Here is a 17,371-nt window from a genome sequence, read left to right as displayed (position 1 = left end):
GCGCACCGGCGTCACGTCCCACGGGCTGTTCGTGACGAAATGGTTCAACGCCTGCTCGTGTGGCCCGCGCAACCGGGCCGCCATCGGCTGGATCGACTTACGCCGACCATCGAGCATCAGGCCACGCAGATAATGCCCGGCCCGGTCCTGCCAACCCGCGTATCTCAGCGACGCGAACACATCCCCGACATACTCCGCCAGATCATCGCCGAGCCGTCGTACCTGCGCAGTGTCCATTCCTCGACGACACCAACATCAACCCGAACCCGTCACCATCAGCCACTCGAAGGGTGACAAAGCCCTACTAGGGCCTGTCTCGTGGATCAGGGTGGTGCCCCGGCGAGGTCCAGGCGGCGTCCGGGCGTGCGCGGAGGTGGGTCGGATACCGGTGTTGTATCCGGCCCGGCTCCGCGTGCGGTCGGTCGTCGTCTGGGCCCGCCGGGGTGCCGGCATGATCCACGAGACAGGCCCTACGCGCCGACCTTTTGCTTCGTGTACGCGAGGCAGCGCTTGCTGACGGTCTTCCAGTCCGCGCCGAGGATGACCGGGCTTTCCGCCTCGGACGGGCGGCCGTTGCGGAGCACCTGGTCGGCGAACTTCATCAGCTTCTTGTGGCCGTACTGGTCGGCGACGCACCGCGTGGCGTAGTAGGCCAGGCCGTACGCGGCGTCGATCTGCCAGTCCGGCGCGTCGTCGTCGGGGACGAGCTTCTCCAGGTCTCCCTTGTAGCTCTTCTCGCGCAGGAACTTCCGGGACGACAGCTTGCGGTCGTACGAGCCGACCGAGCGGCCGTCCCACTCGATGTACTCGGCGATGCCCTCGGTCAGCCACCAGTTCTCGCCGTTGTAGTCGCGGTAGTCGCGTCCCGCCAGCGTCGCCACGTGGCCCATCTCGTGCTTCATCACCGACTCGGCGTACCCGCCGGAGATCTCCTCGGCTCGCAGCACGATGTCGGAGCGCTCCTCGCTGGCCGGGATGGCGAAGCCGATCGCCCAGTCCTCGGAGCCGCCGAACCACTTCTTCCAGTCGCTCGGGCCCGCCAGGTAGATGACGTAGCGGTCGGGCTTGCGGCCCAGCACGTACTTGTCGGCGATCTTCGCGGCCCGCTCGGCGGCCGGCAGGAAGGAGCGCGCCCGGCTGGCCAGCGCCTTGGGCGCCGCCACGATGGCCCGTGAGCCGACCGCCGCCGTCAGGTTGCTGACCTCCCAGGGCTGCGGCCCCCGCAGGTCCTTGACGCCGGACCACTTCACCAGCCGGTAGCCGGACGGCGAGTCCCGCCAGGCGGTGTCGACCAGCATCCTGTCGGGCTCGCACGTGGCCACCACGAAGCAGTGGTTGATCGCGACCGTGACGCCCCACTCGGACCAGCCGCCGACCTTCTTGTCGTCGAACGGTCCACTGTCGGCGGTCAGCTGCAGGTTGGTCACCTTCATCGCCCGCAGTGACTTGAACCGCCGCTCGAGCTCAGCACGCAGCTTCTTGTCGGCGACCGGCTTCAGGAAGCCGGCCAGGTTGTTGGCCTCGTACGCCGTGCTCATGTCGGTCAGCGACTGGTAGATCGAGGCCTTCGCCCAGCCGAACGCGACGTACGGCGGGTCGCCGGGCTTGGGCGACGCGGGCGGACCGGTCGGTGACGCGGCCGGCGTGGCGGACGGGGAGGGTGCCGCCGCGGTCGCGGGCTCGTCCCCGCCGCCGGAACCGAGCACGAGGAACGCGGGCACGGCGAGCAGGACCAGCACCAGGGTGACCACGAGCCCGACCAGCAGGCCGCGCTTGCGCTTCGGCGCGGGCACCACGTCAATCGGGGCCACGTCCTCGGTGACCGGCCGCATCTCCGGCGTCTCGACCGCAGGGAGGTCGACCGCGGGCGCGGCAGGCGCGTCGGCCGCCGGCGTGTCGGACATGTCGGGCGCCGGCACGTCGGTCGCTGGCGCGGCAGGCACTGGTTCCGTCGGCGCTGGGGGCGGCTCGGCGATCGGTGGCGCCGCGAACGGAGTGACCGCGGCCGGCGGCGCCGCTAGTGGCGGCAACGTGAAAGGAGGCAACGGCGGGGGCACCGCGAGCGGAGGCTCGCCCGGCACGGCCGCGTCCGCCGGCGGCGTTGTTAGCGGCGGCTGCTCGGCCGGCGGAACGTTCGCCGGGTCGCCGGCGTTGGTCGGATCGATGTCCCCGTATGCCACAGCCGGACACGCTACGTGCCTTGCGCCCGTAAATGATCATCCGTTCGGCCGGGACCGCCGGTGACCATGTGCGGAGGCGACAATGGTGGCGTGGATGCTCGGCACGTGCGCGTCAGCAAGCGCCTCTCGGCGGTGTTGCGGCATCGCCCCGGCAGTCTCGGGTTGACGCTCGACGCGCAGGGTTGGGTCGACGTCGACGTGCTGCTCGCCGCCTTCGCCGCGCACGGCAACCCGCTCACCCGCGCTGACCTCGACGCGGTGGTGGCCGGCAACGACAAGCGCCGGTTCGCGCTGTCCACCGGCCCCGACGGCCGCGACCGGATCCGGGCCAGCCAGGGCCACTCGGTGGCGGTCGACCTGGGCCTGTCCGACGAGCGACCGCCGGAGCTGCTCTTCCACGGCACCTCCGCCACCGCGGTGCCGGCGATCCTGCGCGACGGGCTGGTCAAGCGCGCCCGGCACGCCGTGCACCTGTCGGCCGACGTGCCCACGGCCCGCATCGTCGGCGCCCGGCGCCCCGGGGAGGTGGCGCTGCTCGCGGTCGACGCGGCGGCGATGGCGGCCGCAGGACACCGGTTCCAGTGCAGCGCCAACGGGGTGTGGCTGACCGAACACGTTCCACCAGCGTTCATCCGCCGGCTGGAGCCGCGTCCACCGGAGTGACAGACCATCCGGGCGTGTTCCTCGTGTGGGGCGACAACACGCTGGCACGCCGGTTGGCCAGCGAACTGATCAACACGTACGCCGTGCCGGTCACGGTCATCGTCCGGTCCGTCGACGCCGACCAGGCGCCCGACATCGCCGACCTAGAGCCGGAGACCGGCGATCCGGACCTGCGCCCGGTGCTGGTGGCCGCCGCCCGGCTCACCCCGGACGTGCTGGTGCGGGCCGGCGTCACCGAAGCGACCGCGGTCGCCCTGGTCGAGCGCGACGACGTGGCCAACGTGGACGCCGCCATGATGGTCCGCGAGCTCAACCCGACCGCCCGGATCGTGGTGCGGGTGTTCAACCCGATCCTCGCCCAGGGCGTGACCGCGATGCTCGGCGACTGCGACGTCCTCTCCGGCTCGGAGATCGCGGCGCCCGCGTTCGTGGCGGCGGCGCTCGGTGACGACGTGCCGACCTACGTCCGGCTGACCGACGAGTTCCTGGTCACCGCGCACCGCTCCGAGCAGCCCGACCCGGACGACGTGGTCTGCGGCCTGGCCGTGCTCGACGGCCGCGCCGAGCCGGAGACCCTGCCGGCCGACGCGGAAGCCGCCGACCTGCTGCTGGTCCGCCGCTACGGCGAGCCGCCGCGGCCGGCGCCCCGGCCCGCGCGGTTGCCGCTGCGGGTGACCCGGCTGGTGCTCGGCCGGCGCCGGCTGCGCTACGCGCTGGCCGGGGTGGCCGCGCTGCTCTTCGCCAGCACCGCGCTGCTGGCCCACCTGCGCGACCTCAACCTCTGGGAGGCCGGCTACCTGGCCGTGGTCACCGCGCTGGGCGGCATCGAGGGCGAGGTCACCGGCGGAGGGGTCGAGCACGTCGTCCTCGTGACCCTCGCCCTGGCCGGGGTCGCGCTGGTCCCGTTCGTCACCGTGCTCGTCGTCGAGGCGGTGGTCACCGCCCGGCTCGCGCTGGCCTCGGGCGCGCTGACGCGTCCGGTCGCGGGCCACGTGGTCATCGTCGGGCTCGGCAACGTCGGCACCCGGGTGCTGCGCGAGCTGCACGGCTTCGGCGTGGACGTGGTCTGTGTCGACCGGTCCGCCGACGCCCGGGGCGTCGCGGTCGCCCGCGAGCTCGGTGTCCCGGTGATCATCGCGAACGGCAACAGCGCCGAGGCGCTGCGGGCCGCGTCCGTGGCCACCGCCCGGGCCCTGCTCGTGCTCTCCACCGACGACGTCTCCAACCTGGAGACCGCGCTGCTCGGCCGGGCGCTGCACGGCGGTCGGCTGCGGGTGGTGCTGCGCCTCTACGACGAGGCGTTCGCCCGCCGGGTCAAGCGCACCTTCGACATCGACCTGTCCCGGAGCGTCTCCTACCTGGCCGCGCCCGCGTTCGCGGCGGCGCTGTTCGGCCGCGAGGTGATCGACGCGATCCCGGTGGGCCGGCGGGTGCTGCTGGTGGCCGAGCTTCCCGTCGGCGCCGGCTCGGACCTGGAGGGCCGGCTGTGCCCCGAGGTCGACCGGCCCAACGAGGTGCGCCTGGTGGCGGTCCGGACGGGCCGCATCGGTCAGACACTGTGGACGGTGCCCCAGCGCCGCCGCCTGGTCCGCACCGACCGGCTGATCGTCGTGGCCACCCGGGCCGGGCTCGCCGGCCTGCTCGCCCGCACCCGCCCGAACCCGGACGCACCTCCACTGCCGGAACCGCAGCCGCTGCGCCTGCTGGCCAGGCCGGCCGACCCAACGTCTGGCAGTGACTCTCCGTAGGCTGGCCAGATGAGCACGGTCGACGACCCCGGCGCGCGCCCGCACCGGCGGCCGCACGCGCACCCGATCATGGCCGCCCTCCGCGAGCTCAGGGTGCAGCTGTCCCTGCTCAACCACCAGGTCGCCGCCCACGTCGAGCTCCGGGACATCGACCTCGACTGCTTCGAGCTGGTCAGCCGCGAGGGCCCGATGAGCCCGACCATGCTCGCCCGCCGGGCGGGGCTGCACCCGGCGACGATGACCGGCGTGCTCGACCGGCTCGAACGCGGCGGCTGGGTCACCCGCGAACGGGACACGACGGACCGCCGGGCGGTGGGCGTGCATGCGGTCCGCGGCCGCAGCGCCGAGCTGGTCCGGCTGTACGCCGGCCTCGGCCGCGGGGTCGACGACATCTGCGCCGGCTACGACGAACGAGAGCTGGCGCTGGTCGCCGACTTCCTCCGGCGCACGACCCGGGCCGGCCGGCTCGCCACCGAGGGTGCATGATTGCCAATAGAACAGGTGTTCGATAGCCTGTCGATCGTGGAACTGGTCGGACGATGGTGGAACGGTGACCGCGACAACCGCACCCGGCGCGACATCTGGCTCCATCGCGACCCCGACGCCGGCTGGCTGGTCCGCGCCCGGGCCGGCGACAAAGACCGCGACGTCACGTGGCCGGCCTTCCACGAGGAGTGGGCGGCCCGCGCCTGGATCGATCGACTGATGGCCGCCTCGACCGGCGGCCGATCGATCTGGAAAGACTTGACCAAGGTCGTCCGAAAGCCACCCGAGGGCGGCTGGACGGCAAGGCAATAGCCCGTATGATCGCGCGGTGCGCGCGGCTGCCGAAATCACCCGACGCCGCCTTGCGCGCTTCGAGCCGCGCGGCAGCGTCTCCTCCTGGTACGCGACCGGCTTCGTGGTGCTGGTCGCGGCCGTCCTGCGGTTCTCCGGCCTGGCCCACCCGCAGGGCAAGCTCTTCGACGAGACCTACTACGCCAAAGACGGCTGGGGCCTGCTCACCAAGGGCGTCGAGTGGAACTACCGCGACAACGTGCCCGCGTACGTCGTGCACCCGCCCCTCGGCAAGTGGCTGATCGCGCTCGGCGAGTGGGCGTTCGGCTACTACGACGTCGACGGTGACCAGCGGCTGACCGGCCACCTCCTCGACGCGGCGCCCGAGTTCGGCTGGCGGTTCTCGGCCGCCCTGGCCGGCACCGTGTCCGTGCTGCTGATGGTGCGGATCGCCCGGCGGATGTTCGGCTCGACCGTGCTCGGCTGCGCGGCGGGCCTGCTGCTCGCACTGGACGGCTTCCACCTGGTGCTGTCCCGGGTCGCGATGCTCGACATCTTCCTGCTGTTGTTCGTCCTCGCGGCGTTCGGCGCCCTGCTGATCGACCGCGACCAGCGCCGCCGGGCCTGGCTGGACGCGCTCGCCGCCGGCGTCGCGGCACCGACCGGCGCGCGCTGGTGGCGCCTGTTCGCCGCGTTCCTGTTCGGCTGCGCGGTGGCCACCAAGTGGAGCGCGCTGTTCTTCCTGCCCGTGTTCGCGCTGCTGGTGCTCTGGTGGGAGGCCGGCGCGCGGCGCTCGGCCGGCGTGAGCCGCCCCTGGCAGGAGACCTTGCGCCAGGAGACCGGCTGGCTGGTCCTGTGCGGCTTCGTCATCGTCGGCGTCTACCTGGCGTCCTGGTCCGGCTGGCTGCTCACCGACGACGGCTACTTCCGGCACTGGCGGGCCGACAACGGCCAGACCGAGCTGCCGGTCATCGGCGCGCTGCAGAACCTGATCCACTACCACCAGGAGGCGTTCGGCTTCCACTCCACGCTGCAGGACAAGCATCCGAGCCAGTCCTGGCCGTGGCAGTGGCTGCTGCTGGGCAAGCCGGTGACCGTCCATCTGGCGTACCCGGGCGCGCCCTGGGGTCAGGCCCCGGTCTCGGAGATCATCCTGCTCGGCACCCCGTTGCTGTGGTGGTCGTTCCTGCCCGCACTGGCGGCGATCGCCTGGCTCGGCGTCGCCCGCCGGGACTGGCGACCCGGCGCGATCCTGCTGATGGTCGCGGCCGGATGGCTGCCCTGGTTCTACTACGCGGCCGACGCGCACCGGGTCATGTTCAACTTCTACACCGCGCCGATCCTGCCGTTCCTGGTGCTGGCGGTGGTCTACGTGCTCGGCGCCATGATCGGCCCGGCGGACCCCGTCGACCCCGACCGCCGGCTGGTGGGCTCGGTCGCCGCCGGCGGTTACCTGGTGCTGGTCGTGCTCTGCTTCGCCTACTTCCACAAGCTTTTCGTCGGAGACTTCCTCCCGTACGCCGACTGGGCCAACCGCATGTGGCTCGGCAACCGCTGGAATCCCTAGGTCCCGCCCCGCAACCGAGGTGGGCGACGATGCGTGTAGTCGCCGATCGGCCAGCCACGAGGGATGGCCGCGATCGGGGATGGATGCGGGGACGGTGGTTTCCTTGCGGGACGGGGGCGACCTCGAGCTGGTGCCCGGGATCGGGCCGCCAGTGCACCACAACTTCGACGAGCTCTATTCGGCCCACTTCCAGTCACTGACCATCCAGCTGTACGCGTACACCCGTGATCTCGGCGGGGCGCAGGACGTCGTGCAGGAAGCGTTCTGCCGGGCGCTGGTCCAGTGGAAGCGGCTCGCGACCTACGACGACCCGTCGGCCTGGGTGCGCCGGGTCGCCTGGAACCTGGCCACGAACCGGTGGCGGCGGACGCGGACAGCGGCCCTGTTCCTCCGCCAGCAGCGGCCGCAACACGTCGCTGAGCCGAGCCCGGACCGGGTCGCCCTGGCCCGTGCGCTGGCCACGCTGACGCCGAACCAGCGCAAGGCGGTCATCCTGCACTACCTCGCCGACCTGCCGATCGCCGATATCGCCCGGCAGGAGGGCGTTTCCGAGAACACGGTGAAGTCGTGGCTGCACCGAGGTCGCGCCGCGCTCGCCACCCAACTGAGCGAAGAGGAGGCGGACCGTGGCTGACTTCGACGACGACCGCCTGCACCAGATGTTCGGCGAGTTCCGCAACGAGGTGGCGCCGTACGTCACCCCTCCCGGGACCGCCGCGGCCCGGCACTGGGTCCGCCGCCGGCGCCGGATCGGCGCGGCGTCCATCGCGGCCTGCGCGGTGCTGTTCGTGGGCGGTCCCACGGTCGGCTTCGTGGCCGCGAACCACAACACCCCGACCCCGCCGCCGATCGGGCCGACAGTGCTCGAGACCCCAGGTCCGTCGACGTCGACGCCGCCGTCGCCGACGCCACCCATGCCCACCACGACCAGCACCTCGCCGACGGGAAGCCCGACCCTGCCGGGGGTCCGCGGCAAGGTGTTCTACACCGATGTGGAGGGCAAGATCTACCTCAACGGCCACCGATACCCCGGTGGCTACAGCGCCAACGTCACCGTGTCCCCGGACGGCAAGCGGGTGATGTGGGTCGACCTGGATCCGTCCTCCGGCGATCCCGGCGGCGATCTCATGCTGTCCGACCTGGACGGCGGGAACCGTCGGCTCGCGGTGCCCAACGCGGAGCCGCTTTGTGCCACGCCGGTCTGGTCCGGGGACTCGAAGCGATTGCTGGTCACCTCGAACGCTCCTGCGGGGGCGAGCATGGGCGTCATCTATCTGAGCGGCGGCGCCGGTGACGACCTGGGCGAGCCCGAGGGTTGCCACTACCGATGGTCCGCGAACGGCAAGCGGGTCGCTTACGAGAACGGCGACACGCGCAGGATCACCGTGCGCGACCTCTACGGAGGCGGCCACCGGGTGACGCTGGATCGCGACGTCATCGGCGGTCGCCAGTACGTGGACCTGATCGGCATCTCGGCCAACGGCGACCGCGTCTGCGTCAACACGGCTCCCGCCGAAGGGCCGAGCGGGGATGTCGGCCGGAGCCTGTGGTGCGACACGATCATCGACGTCTCCGCCCGGAAGGTCGTCGAACTCCCGTTCAAGGGCGAGCTGCTCAGCGCGGTGTTCACGGCCGACGGCGGGATGCTGGCCCGGGTCAAGACCGACCGGGGATCCGAGCTGCTGCGGCTGGACGACAACGACCGGGTGGTCGCCCGGAGCGTCGAGTCGAGCGCCAACGCCAAGCGCCAGCTGCTGGCGTACACGCCATAACCCGGCTAGGGCGCGGTCACCACCAAGGGGACCGCGCCCTTCAGGGCCCAGTCGTGGCTGATGTCGGCCGCGCAGCGGAGCAGGCGGGGCAGGTGCTCCTCGGTCAGCCGCTCCACCGAGGTCTCGGCGGCGTGCACCGTTACGTTGATCGCCGCGACCACCTTGCCGTCGCCGTCGCGGACGCTGGTCGCCACCGAGCGGATGCCCAGCGCCAGGTCCTGGTCGGCCAGCGCCCAACCCTTGGCCCGCACCTCGCGGAGCGTGCGGTCGAGCTCGGCGCGGGTCGGCTGCCAGCGCGGCGTGATGCCGGACCGGCTCGGCTCGGCCAGCGTCGCGGTCAGCTCGTCGGGTGACAGGGCGGCGAGCAGCACCTGGCCCATCGAGGTCGGTGGCGCCGGGAAGCGGGTGCCGATGTTGACCGCCAGGGTCACGATCTTCGGCACTGCCACCCGGGCCACGTAGACGATGTCACCGCCGTCGAGCTGGGCCATCGAGGTGGACTCGTTGGTCTGGGCCACGAGGCGTTCCATGTGCGGCCGGGCGACGTCCCACATACTCAGGGAGTTGACGTACGCCATGCCGAGCTCGAGCACCCGCGGGGTCAGCGCGTAGCCGCGCTCCGCGGCCCGCACGTAGCCCAGCTCTTCGAGCGTGAGCAGGATCCGCCGCACCGTCGGCCGGGCCAGCCCGGTCACGCCGGCGAGATCGCTCAGCGTGCGCACGGGCTGGCCGGCCGGGAACGAGCGGAGCACGTCGAGCCCACGGGCCAGCGCTTCGATGAAGTCAGGTCCGGACTCGCGCGCCATTCCTCAATGCTTCCATTGCGCCGAGCCGGCGTCGTAGTCGGAGTACTGGTAGGGGTTGTCGACGGACTTCGACTCGGGGATGTCCGGGTACATGCCCTTCTGCCAGGCCTCGTCGCCCATCTCGCCGACGAGGTAGTCGATCGTCTCGGTGATCTTGCTGCGCGCCGACGCCAGATCGACGTCGACCAGCCGGCCGGCCCGCTTGACGACCCGACCGTTGACCACGACCGTGTCGACGTCGGCCCGCTGCGCCTGGAACGCGATGTGCCCGTACGCGTTGAGGATCGGGAACATCACCGGCGAGTTGTCGTTCTTGATCAGCACGACGTCGGCCTTCTTACCGGCCTCCAGGCTGCCGACCACCGAGTCGAGCCCCAGCGCGCGGGCGCCGCCCATCGTGGCGTACTCGACGACCTGCTCGGCCCGCAGGTGGCAGTGGGTGACCGTCTCGGAGTTGGCGTGCGCCGCCATGTGCTCGCGGGACCGGTCGGCGCCGAGCGTGGTGCGCATCGCGGAGAACAGGTCGCCGCTCCACCAGACGCTGGTGTCGTTCGACAGCGAGACCGGGATGTCGTGGTGGCGAAGCTGCCAGGTGGGCGGGTAGCCCTGGCCAGCGCTCTGCTCGCTCTCCGTCGCGACCGACACCGAGCCGCCGGTCGCCGCGATCCGGTTGTACGAGTCGGCGGTCAGCGTCGCCGCGTGCACGTAGACGGTCTGCGGCGTCATGAAGCCGTTCTCGTACATCATCCGGATGCCGTCGTCGTTGGTCGCGCCCCACACGCCGGCGTGCGTGGTCACCGCCACGCCGAGGTCGCGGGCCACCTCGAAGGCCGCCTTCTCCGGGAACGCCGGGTCGCCGGGCACGTCGAAGGCCAACTGGAACCCGAGCATGTCGCCCTTGCCGTGCAGCCGGCGGTTGACGAAGTCGCGGAACTCGGGCGCGGCCGACCACTGCCACGGCCCCTGCTGGATGTTGCCGTAGGCGAGCACGAACCGTCCCGGGACCGCCTCCAGCGCGTCGACGGCCGCGTCGGCGTGGTCGACGGTCTGCAGGCCGTGCGACCAGTCGACGGTGGTGGTCACGCCCGCGTCGATGGCCTCGAGCGCACCGAGCAGGTTGCCGGCGTAGATGTCCTGCGGGCGGAACAGCTTGCCCGACTCGAGGTAGTACCAGACGAAGTACTGGGTCAGCGTCCAGTCGGCACCGTAGCCACGCATCGCGGTCTGCCACATGTGTCGATGGGTGTCGATCATGCCGGGCATGATGATCCCGCCGCTGGCGTCGATCTCCTCAGTGCCCTCGGGCGCGGTCAGGCCGTGGCCTATCTCGGCGATCTTGTCGTCGACCACCAGCACATCCGCGTCGCGCAGCACCGTATGGCTGTTGTCCATGGTCAGTACGAGGCCGTTGCGAAACAGCACGCTCATTTGCCGTCACTCCAATCGGACAGTAGTCCGCCTAGCGGCCGGTTGAACGACGCGATTGTGAGCCCGTTCACAGTGAATCGTCAAGGTGCCGGTTGTTGCGCGAAGGGTCAACTCATGACCAAGATGAAACCGAGCGGACAGTCGTCCGCACAGCGGACAGATTGAGGGGAGCTGGCGAGTGGCGGAGAACAACGGGCCGCTCAAGGGGATCCTGGTGGCCGACTTCTCCCGGATCCTCGCCGGTCCCTACGCGACCATGCTGCTCGCCGACCTGGGTGCCGACGTGGTCAAGGTCGAAGGCCCCGGCGGCGACGACACCCGCACCTGGATGCCACCGGTGCGCGACGGCATCGCGACGTACTACCTCGGCATCAACCGCAACAAGCGGTCGATCGCCCTGGACCTGCGAGACCCCGCCGACCTGACCGCGGCCCGCGAGCTGGCCCGGCGGGCCGACGTGCTGATCGAGAACTTCAAGCCGGGCGGGCTCGCCCGGTTCGGGCTCGACTACGACACGGTGGCCGCGGGCAACGCCGGCATCGTCTACGCGTCGATCAGCGGCTTCGGCTTGGGGGCGGGCGCGTCGATCCCCGGGTACGACCTGATGGTGCAGGCGATCTCCGGCCTGATGAGCCTCACCGGTGATCCCGACGGTCCGCCGTACCGGGCCGGCATCTCGGTCTTCGACGTGATGGCCGGGCTGCACGCCAACATCGGCATCCTCGCCGCGCTGCACCATCGGGGCGAGTCCGGGCGCGGCCAGCACATCGAGGTCAACCTGCTCTCGTCGGCGCTGTCGGGCCTGGTCAACCACAGCAGCGCCGTGGTCGCCGGTGACACCGTGCCGTTCCGGATGGGCAACGCGCACCCGAGCCTGTTCCCGTACGAGCCGCTGCCCACCGCCGACGGCGACCTGATCGTGATCGCCGGCAACGACGGGCAGTTCCGCAAGCTGTGCCAGGTGCTCGGCGTCCCGGAGCTCACCGACGACCCGCGGTTCGCGCGCAACCAGGACCGCACCGCCAACCGCGAGGCACTGCGCCCGCTGCTGGTCGAGCGGCTGCGCGCCCGCACCAAGGACGAGTGGTTCCGCGACCTGATCGCCGCCGGGGTCCCGTGCGCGCCGATCAACACCCTGGACCGCGGCGTCGACTATGCGGCCGAGCTGGGCCTCGCGCCGGTGGTCGAGGTCGGCGAGGGTGCGGCGGCCGTGCCCAGCGTGCGGAACCCGATCACGTTCTCCGCGACGCCTCCACGCTACGAGCTGCCGCCGCCGGGGCTCGACGAACACGGTGAGGAGATCCGCGCATGGCTGAGGAGCTGAGTTTCGGCACGGCGATCGGCACGTCCGACGCCACCCGCATCTCGCTGCTGGGGCAGGACCTGGCCGCCGACCTGATGGGCAAGGTCGGCTTCGGCGAGCTGGCGTTCTGGCTCGTGGCCCAGCGCCGCCCGACACCCGCGGAGACCCGGGTGTTCGAGACGGTGCTGGTCGCGCTGGCCGACCACGGCTTCACGCCGACCGCGATCGCCGCGCGGCTGACCTACCTGAGCGCGCCCGAGTCGATCCAGGGCGCCCTGGCGGCCGGGCTGCTCGGCGGCGGGTCCCGGTTCCTCGGCGTGACCGAGGACTGTGGACGGTTCCTGGCCCTTACGCTTGCCGGCGGGGAGGTCCCGACCACCGACGCTGGCTTCGACGAGTTGGCCCGGGCCGCCGTCGCGCAGGCGCGCGCCGAGAAGCGGTTCGTTCCGGGTCTCGGCCACCCGGTGCACAAGGATCAGGACCCGCGTACGTCCGTGCTGATCGGCATCGCTCGCGAGGAAGGGCTGGAGGGCCCGCACCTGCGGCTGTTCCAGGCGATCGGACGCGTACACCCGGAGATCCTGGGACGCACCCTGCCGCTCAACGGCGCGGGCGTGGCCGGTGCCGCGCTCGCCGACCTCGGCCTGCCGGTCGACCTGCTGCGCGGCTTCGCGTTGCTGGCCCGCGCCGCCGGCCTGCTCGGCCACCTCGCAGAAGAGAAACGCGACCCGATCGGCATGGACGTCTACACCACCGTCGACCGGCACGCCCACTACACACCGAGAGACTGAGAGGAGCGGCATGGCCAACGTCGTCGCGGTCATCGCCTCCACCCATCACCCGTTCTACTACCGCGCGAGCACCGCGACCGGCGCCGACCGGCCGCCGTTCGCCGACGAGTGGACGCGCAAGATCCTGGCCTTCCGGGAGACGCTGACCCGGGCCAACCCGGACGTGCTGGTGATGGTCGGCTCCGACCACTTCCACCAGCTCTGGCTCGACAACATGCCGCAGTTCCTGGTCGGCAAGGCGCCGTTCTACGACGCGAACTGGCACAACGAGGAACGCGAGTTCGGGCTGCCGAAGATGCTGCTGCGCGGGCAGGAGGACCTGTCCGGGCACATTCTGCGCGCCGGCCTCGACGCGGGCTTCGACCTGGCGTTCAGCAACGAGCTGCGGATCGACCACAGCATCACCTGCCCGATCATCACGCTGCGGCCGGAGGCCGACCTGCCGATCGTGCCGATCTACACGAACATCTTCGCCCCGCCGCTGCCGCAGCCGAAGCGCTTCGTCCAGCTCGGACAGACGATCCGCGAGCTGGTCGAGTCGTGGCCCAACGAGCTGCGGGTGGCCATCATCGGCACCGGCCACCTGTCGCTGGAGCTCGGCGGCCCGCGCCAGTTCGGCCCACACGGCCCCGACCCCGAGTTCGACCGGCGGGCGATCGAGTGGATCGCCAACGGTGACCTGGACGGTGCCCTGGCCGAGGTGACGCTGGACAGCCTGCACGCGCCGGGCAACGCCACGCACGGCTTCATGGACTTCATGCTGATGATGGGCGCCGCCGGCGCCGGCCGGAAGGCCGACTACGTCGACTCGCTGGACCTGTTCCACACGATGGAGGCCTACTTCACCTGGTACCCGAACGGAGCGCCGGCATGAGTCGCTACCTCTTGGACAAGTTCCTGTTCACCGTCGACCGCGACCCCGAACTGGTCGAGCGTTACCGGTCGGACCCCGCCGGCACGGTGACCTGGTGGGAGGCGGAGCTCGCCAACTCGCTGCTCAACAGCCACAGCGGGGAGAACAGCACCTGGCAGCGCTTCGACGACGTCGAGCGGTCGGCACTGTCCACACACGACTACGTGAAGCTGTTCGAGCTCGGTGCCCACCCGTTCCTGACGCTGACGCTGTTCATCGCGCTGTTCGAGCGCGACTACGCCGAGCCGTTGGCCTTCCAGAAGGAGTACGCGGCCCGGCTCGCCCATTTCAACCTGCCCTACCCCGACATCGCGACATGAGCGTCCAGCGGGCCGCCGTGGTCGACCCTCCCGGCCGGCCGCCGCGGGTGGTCGAGCGGGCCGTGCCGCTGGCCGGCGAGGGGCAGGTCCGGGTCGCGGTCACCGCGGCGCCGATCACGCCGCTCGACCTGCTGTGCGCGTCCGGCACCTCGTACTTCGGCGTGCCGGCCAGCCCGTACGTGCCCGGCGTCCAGGGTGTCGGCCGGCTCGCCGACGGCACGCCCGTCTGGTTCCCCACCGACGCGGGCATGAAGCCGGGCGACGGCAGCATGGCCGAGCACGCGGTGGTGCCGCACACCGACATGGCGGTGCTGCCGGAGGGCGTCGACCACTACCTGGTCGCCGCGCTGGGGCTATCGGCGGTGGCGGCATGGCACGCGTTGACCGGCCGTGGCGAGCTGGCCGCCGGCGAGCAGGTGCTGGTGCTCGGCGCCGGCGGCGTGGTCGGCCAGGCGGCGATCCAGATCGCCAAGCTGCACGGTGCCCGCCGGGTGCTCGCCGCCGCCCGGTCCACCGCCGCGCAAGAGCGTGCACACCGGGCCGGCGCCGACGGGGTCGTGGCCGTGCACCAGGACGACGACGTCGCCACGCTGACCCGCCGCCTGGGCGACGCCGCCGACGGCCCGGTCGACCTGGTGCTCGACCCGATCTTCGGCGTGGCGGCCGCGGCGGCCCTGCGGGTACTCGGTGTCGGCGGCCGCCTGGTCAACCTGGGCAGCGCCGCCGACGAGGTCGCGCCGTTGCACTCGGCGACCATCCGCAGCCGGTCGCTGCGGGTGCTCGGCTACACCAACAGCGAGCTGACGCCGGCGCAGCAGGCCCGCACGGTCAGCGACCTCGCGGCCCACGTCGCCGCGGGTCGGCTCACGGTCGCGTACGAGGCCGTGCCGCTGGTGCAGATCGCCGACGCCTGGCACCGCCAGGCCACCGGCAACGTACCCGGCCGAATCGTCCTGACCGTCTAGCTCTTGTCGAACGGGAAGCCGGCCTCGAAGAGGTCGAGGGCGCGGCCCATCCGGTCCAGCGAGAAGACGTGCTCGTCGTCCAGGACGCCCAGGATCGTGCCGACCACCGCGCCCGCGAACGCCCGGCTCTCGATGTCGCCCGCCGGACGGCCCAACCGCTCGGCGACGCCGTCCGCGAGCATCTTGATCGTCCGTTGCAGCTCGTCGAGCTGGGCGGCGCGGAGCTCCGGCACCGAGCGAATCAGCTTCTGCCGCGCCTGCTCCCGGTCGAACTGCTCGGGGCTCATGTCGGTGAAGGCCCGCTCCATCGACCGGCGCAACGCGGTCAGCACGGGCAGGTCGGCCGGCTGCTCCTGGAACGACCGGATCATGATCGGGTCAAGGTCGTCGACCAGGACGAGCTGTTCCTTCGACGGGAAGTACCGGAAGAACGTGCTCGGCGAGATCTCGGCGGCCTCCGCGATCTGCTCGACGGTCGTCTCGCCGTAGCCCTTCTCGGCGAACAGCCGCATCGCCTGTTCGCGGATGGTGGCCCGGGTCCGCAGCTTCTTGCGCTCGCGGAGCCCGAGCCCCACCTCTTGTTCAGCCGGCATGCACTGATTCTGTCACCGGAGCCGGGCCGGGCACCGGCAGCCGCTCGGGCTGGGCCGGTGCGGCGGGCCGGCGCGGCAGCAGCCAGAACGCGATCGCGGCGGCCAGCGCGCAGAACCCGACACAGACCCACAGCGTCTGGTTCATCCCGCTGACGAACGCCGTGCGTACGGTGTCCAGCAACGCCGAGTCGCTCCTTGCTGAGGCGACGGCGACCCCGGCCGCGACGCTGTCGGAGACCGGCTTGACCGCCGCACTCCCGAGTCCCGACTGGTAGCCGGCGCTGAGCACCGTGCCGAGCACCGCGACGCCGATCGTGCCGCCGGCCTGGCGCAGCGCCTGGATCACCGCCGAGCCGGAGCCCGCCCGCTCGACCGAGAGCGCGTCCATCGCGGCACCCATGGTCGCCGGCATCGCCAGCCCCATCCCCATGCCGAGCAGCGCGATCCAGGTGGCCGTCCACCCGTACCCGGTGCTGGTGGTGGTCATCGCGCCCAATCCCAGCGCCACCGTGAGCAGCACGAACCCCGTGCCGATCAGGGAGCCCGCGCCGAGCGTGCGGCCCAACCGACCACCGACCCGGGTGCCGACCAGCAGGCCGCCGATCAACGGCAACATCCGCACCCCCGTGCCGAACGCGTCGTTGCCGCCGACCGCCTGGAGGAACTGCGGCACCAGGAAGAGCAGCCCGAACATCGCGAAGTTGATCACCGTGGCCAGGCCCGACCCGAGGGTGAAGCCGCGGCTGCGGAACAGAGCCAGATCGATCAAGGGGTACGCCGCGCGGCGTTGGCGGGCGACGAACAGGCCCAGCAGGGCGAACCCGTCGGCGACCAGCCCCCAGTCACCGAGGTCGGACCAACCGTCCTGGCCGATCCGGATGAAGCCGTAGGTGAGCCCGAGCAGTCCGGCGGAGGAGAGCAGGATGCCGGGCAGGTCGATCGGGCGGGAGTCGTTGCCCCGGGACTCGGGCACGAACAGCGCCACGGCGATCAGGCCGACCAGCACCAGCGGCACGTTGATCAGAAAGATCGATCCCCACCAGAAGTGGTCGAGCAGCCAGCCGCCGAGGATCGGGCCGAGGGGCAGGCCGATCGCGGTCGAAGTGACCCAGATGGTCAGGGCCCGGCCGCGCTCGCGGCTGTCCGGGAACAGCACCGGCAACACGGCCATCGACAGCGGCATCATGATCGCGGCGCCGAGGCCGAGGGCGGCGCGGGCGGCGATCAGCGTCTCGGCGCTGCCCGCATAGGCGCAGAGCACCGACGCGGCTCCGAACAGCACCAGCGCGCCGAGCAGGAAGCGCTTGCGGCCGAAGCGGTCGCCGAGCGAGCCCGCCGGCAGCAGCACCGCGGCGAGGACCAGCGTGTAGGCCGAGGCGAACCACTGAAGTTGGGCGTTCGACGCGTCGAGGTCGACCGCGAGGGTCGGCACCGCGACGGTGAGCACCGTGGTGTCGAGACCGATGGTGAGCATCGCGACGGCCAGCGCCGCGAGCGCTAGCCATCGGCTGGAACGAGACGTCGGCAACCCGACCACCCCCGAAC

18 protein-coding genes are annotated in these 17,371 nt (G+C 71.6%); 12 read left to right on the top strand and 6 right to left on the bottom strand.

From position 1 onward, the window contains the following. A partial coding sequence (locus CHC05_RS24580; protein WP_144022747.1) for a transposase occupies positions 1-237 on the bottom strand: 237 nt, incomplete at its 3' end. A 233-nt stretch (positions 238-470) separates the two neighbouring features. Beyond that, positions 471-2,180: a hypothetical protein gene (locus CHC05_RS24575; RefSeq protein WP_089252767.1), complete on the bottom strand. Its 1,710-nt coding sequence runs from the start codon at positions 2,178-2,180 to the stop codon at positions 471-473. A 90-nt stretch (positions 2,181-2,270) separates the two neighbouring features. Between CHC05_RS24575 and CHC05_RS24570 the strand changes: the two genes are divergently transcribed. From CHC05_RS24570 to CHC05_RS24540, 7 genes are all read left to right on the top strand, one after another. Next, positions 2,271-2,843, top strand: coding sequence for an RNA 2'-phosphotransferase (locus CHC05_RS24570; protein WP_089252765.1), 573 nt, complete (start codon positions 2,271-2,273; stop codon positions 2,841-2,843). Between the two features lie 14 nt (positions 2,844-2,857). After that, positions 2,858-4,591 (top strand): NAD-binding protein, encoded by a 1,734-nt coding sequence (locus tag CHC05_RS24565; protein WP_179266348.1) that lies wholly within the window; start codon positions 2,858-2,860, stop codon positions 4,589-4,591. A gap of 9 nt (positions 4,592-4,600) precedes the next feature. Next, positions 4,601-5,077 carry a MarR family transcriptional regulator gene (locus CHC05_RS24560; RefSeq protein ID WP_089252761.1) on the top strand — a complete coding sequence of 159 codons (477 nt, stop codon included), beginning with the start codon at positions 4,601-4,603 and terminating at the stop codon, positions 5,075-5,077. 36 nt (positions 5,078-5,113) lie between these two features. Then, entirely contained in the window at positions 5,114-5,389 is a 276-nt protein-coding gene (locus CHC05_RS24555; RefSeq protein WP_144022746.1) for a hypothetical protein, read from the top strand. A 16-nt stretch (positions 5,390-5,405) separates the two neighbouring features. Further along, positions 5,406-6,935 carry a dolichyl-phosphate-mannose--protein mannosyltransferase gene (locus tag CHC05_RS24550; protein WP_089252757.1) on the top strand — a complete coding sequence of 510 codons (1,530 nt, stop codon included), beginning with the start codon at positions 5,406-5,408 and terminating at the stop codon, positions 6,933-6,935. Between the two features lie 79 nt (positions 6,936-7,014). Next, positions 7,015-7,569 carry a SigE family RNA polymerase sigma factor gene (locus tag CHC05_RS24545; protein ID WP_089252755.1) on the top strand — a complete coding sequence of 185 codons (555 nt, stop codon included), beginning with the start codon at positions 7,015-7,017 and terminating at the stop codon, positions 7,567-7,569. Next, positions 7,562-8,707 carry a TolB family protein gene (locus CHC05_RS24540; RefSeq protein ID WP_089252753.1) on the top strand — a complete coding sequence of 382 codons (1,146 nt, stop codon included), beginning with the start codon at positions 7,562-7,564 and terminating at the stop codon, positions 8,705-8,707. The genes CHC05_RS24545 and CHC05_RS24540 overlap by 8 nt, the downstream gene beginning before the upstream one ends. Before the next feature lie 5 nt (positions 8,708-8,712). Here the strand turns inward: CHC05_RS24540 and CHC05_RS24535 are convergent, their stop codons facing one another. Then, positions 8,713-9,513 (bottom strand): IclR family transcriptional regulator domain-containing protein, encoded by an 801-nt coding sequence (locus tag CHC05_RS24535; RefSeq protein ID WP_089252751.1) that lies wholly within the window; start codon positions 9,511-9,513, stop codon positions 8,713-8,715. A 3-nt stretch (positions 9,514-9,516) separates the two neighbouring features. Further along, entirely contained in the window at positions 9,517-10,941 is a 1,425-nt protein-coding gene (locus CHC05_RS24530; protein WP_089252749.1) for an amidohydrolase family protein, read from the bottom strand. A gap of 178 nt (positions 10,942-11,119) precedes the next feature. On the opposite strand from CHC05_RS24530, the gene CHC05_RS24525 reads away from it, so the two are divergent. From CHC05_RS24525 to CHC05_RS24505, 5 genes are read left to right on the top strand one after another with little or no spacing between them, the layout of a single operon-like run. After that, positions 11,120-12,265, top strand: a complete 1,146-nt coding sequence (locus CHC05_RS24525) for a CaiB/BaiF CoA transferase family protein (RefSeq protein ID WP_089252747.1) — start codon at positions 11,120-11,122, stop codon at positions 12,263-12,265. After that, positions 12,250-13,035 (top strand): citryl-CoA lyase, encoded by a 786-nt coding sequence (locus CHC05_RS24520; protein WP_089252745.1) that lies wholly within the window; start codon positions 12,250-12,252, stop codon positions 13,033-13,035. Before CHC05_RS24525 ends, CHC05_RS24520 begins: the two co-directional genes overlap by 16 nt. Before the next feature lie 10 nt (positions 13,036-13,045). After that, positions 13,046-13,909 (top strand): DODA-type extradiol aromatic ring-opening family dioxygenase, encoded by an 864-nt coding sequence (locus CHC05_RS24515; protein WP_089252743.1) that lies wholly within the window; start codon positions 13,046-13,048, stop codon positions 13,907-13,909. Further along, positions 13,906-14,268: a hypothetical protein gene (locus CHC05_RS24510; protein ID WP_089252741.1), complete on the top strand. Its 363-nt coding sequence runs from the start codon at positions 13,906-13,908 to the stop codon at positions 14,266-14,268. Before CHC05_RS24515 ends, CHC05_RS24510 begins: the two co-directional genes overlap by 4 nt. Further along, positions 14,265-15,233, top strand: a complete 969-nt coding sequence (locus tag CHC05_RS24505; protein WP_089252739.1) for a quinone oxidoreductase family protein — start codon at positions 14,265-14,267, stop codon at positions 15,231-15,233. The genes CHC05_RS24510 and CHC05_RS24505 overlap by 4 nt, the downstream gene beginning before the upstream one ends. Here the strand turns inward: CHC05_RS24505 and CHC05_RS24500 are convergent. Beyond that, a complete protein-coding gene (locus CHC05_RS24500) occupies positions 15,230-15,826 on the bottom strand; it encodes an acyl-CoA-like ligand-binding transcription factor (protein ID WP_089252737.1) in 597 nt (198 codons plus the stop codon). The genes CHC05_RS24505 and CHC05_RS24500 overlap by 4 nt on opposite strands. Continuing rightward, on the bottom strand, positions 15,816-17,354 hold the full coding sequence (locus tag CHC05_RS24495; RefSeq protein WP_089252839.1) for an MFS transporter: 1,539 nt from the start codon (positions 17,352-17,354) through the stop codon (positions 15,816-15,818). Before CHC05_RS24495 ends, CHC05_RS24500 begins: the two co-directional genes overlap by 11 nt. Between the last annotated feature and the right edge of the window lie 17 nt (positions 17,355-17,371).

This window comes from Asanoa hainanensis (assembly GCF_900188485.1).
GTDB lineage: Bacteria > Actinomycetota > Actinomycetes > Mycobacteriales > Micromonosporaceae > Asanoa > Asanoa hainanensis.
Note: the sequence above shows the minus strand (reverse complement) of the source record. Positions and strands in the feature narration are given on the sequence as shown.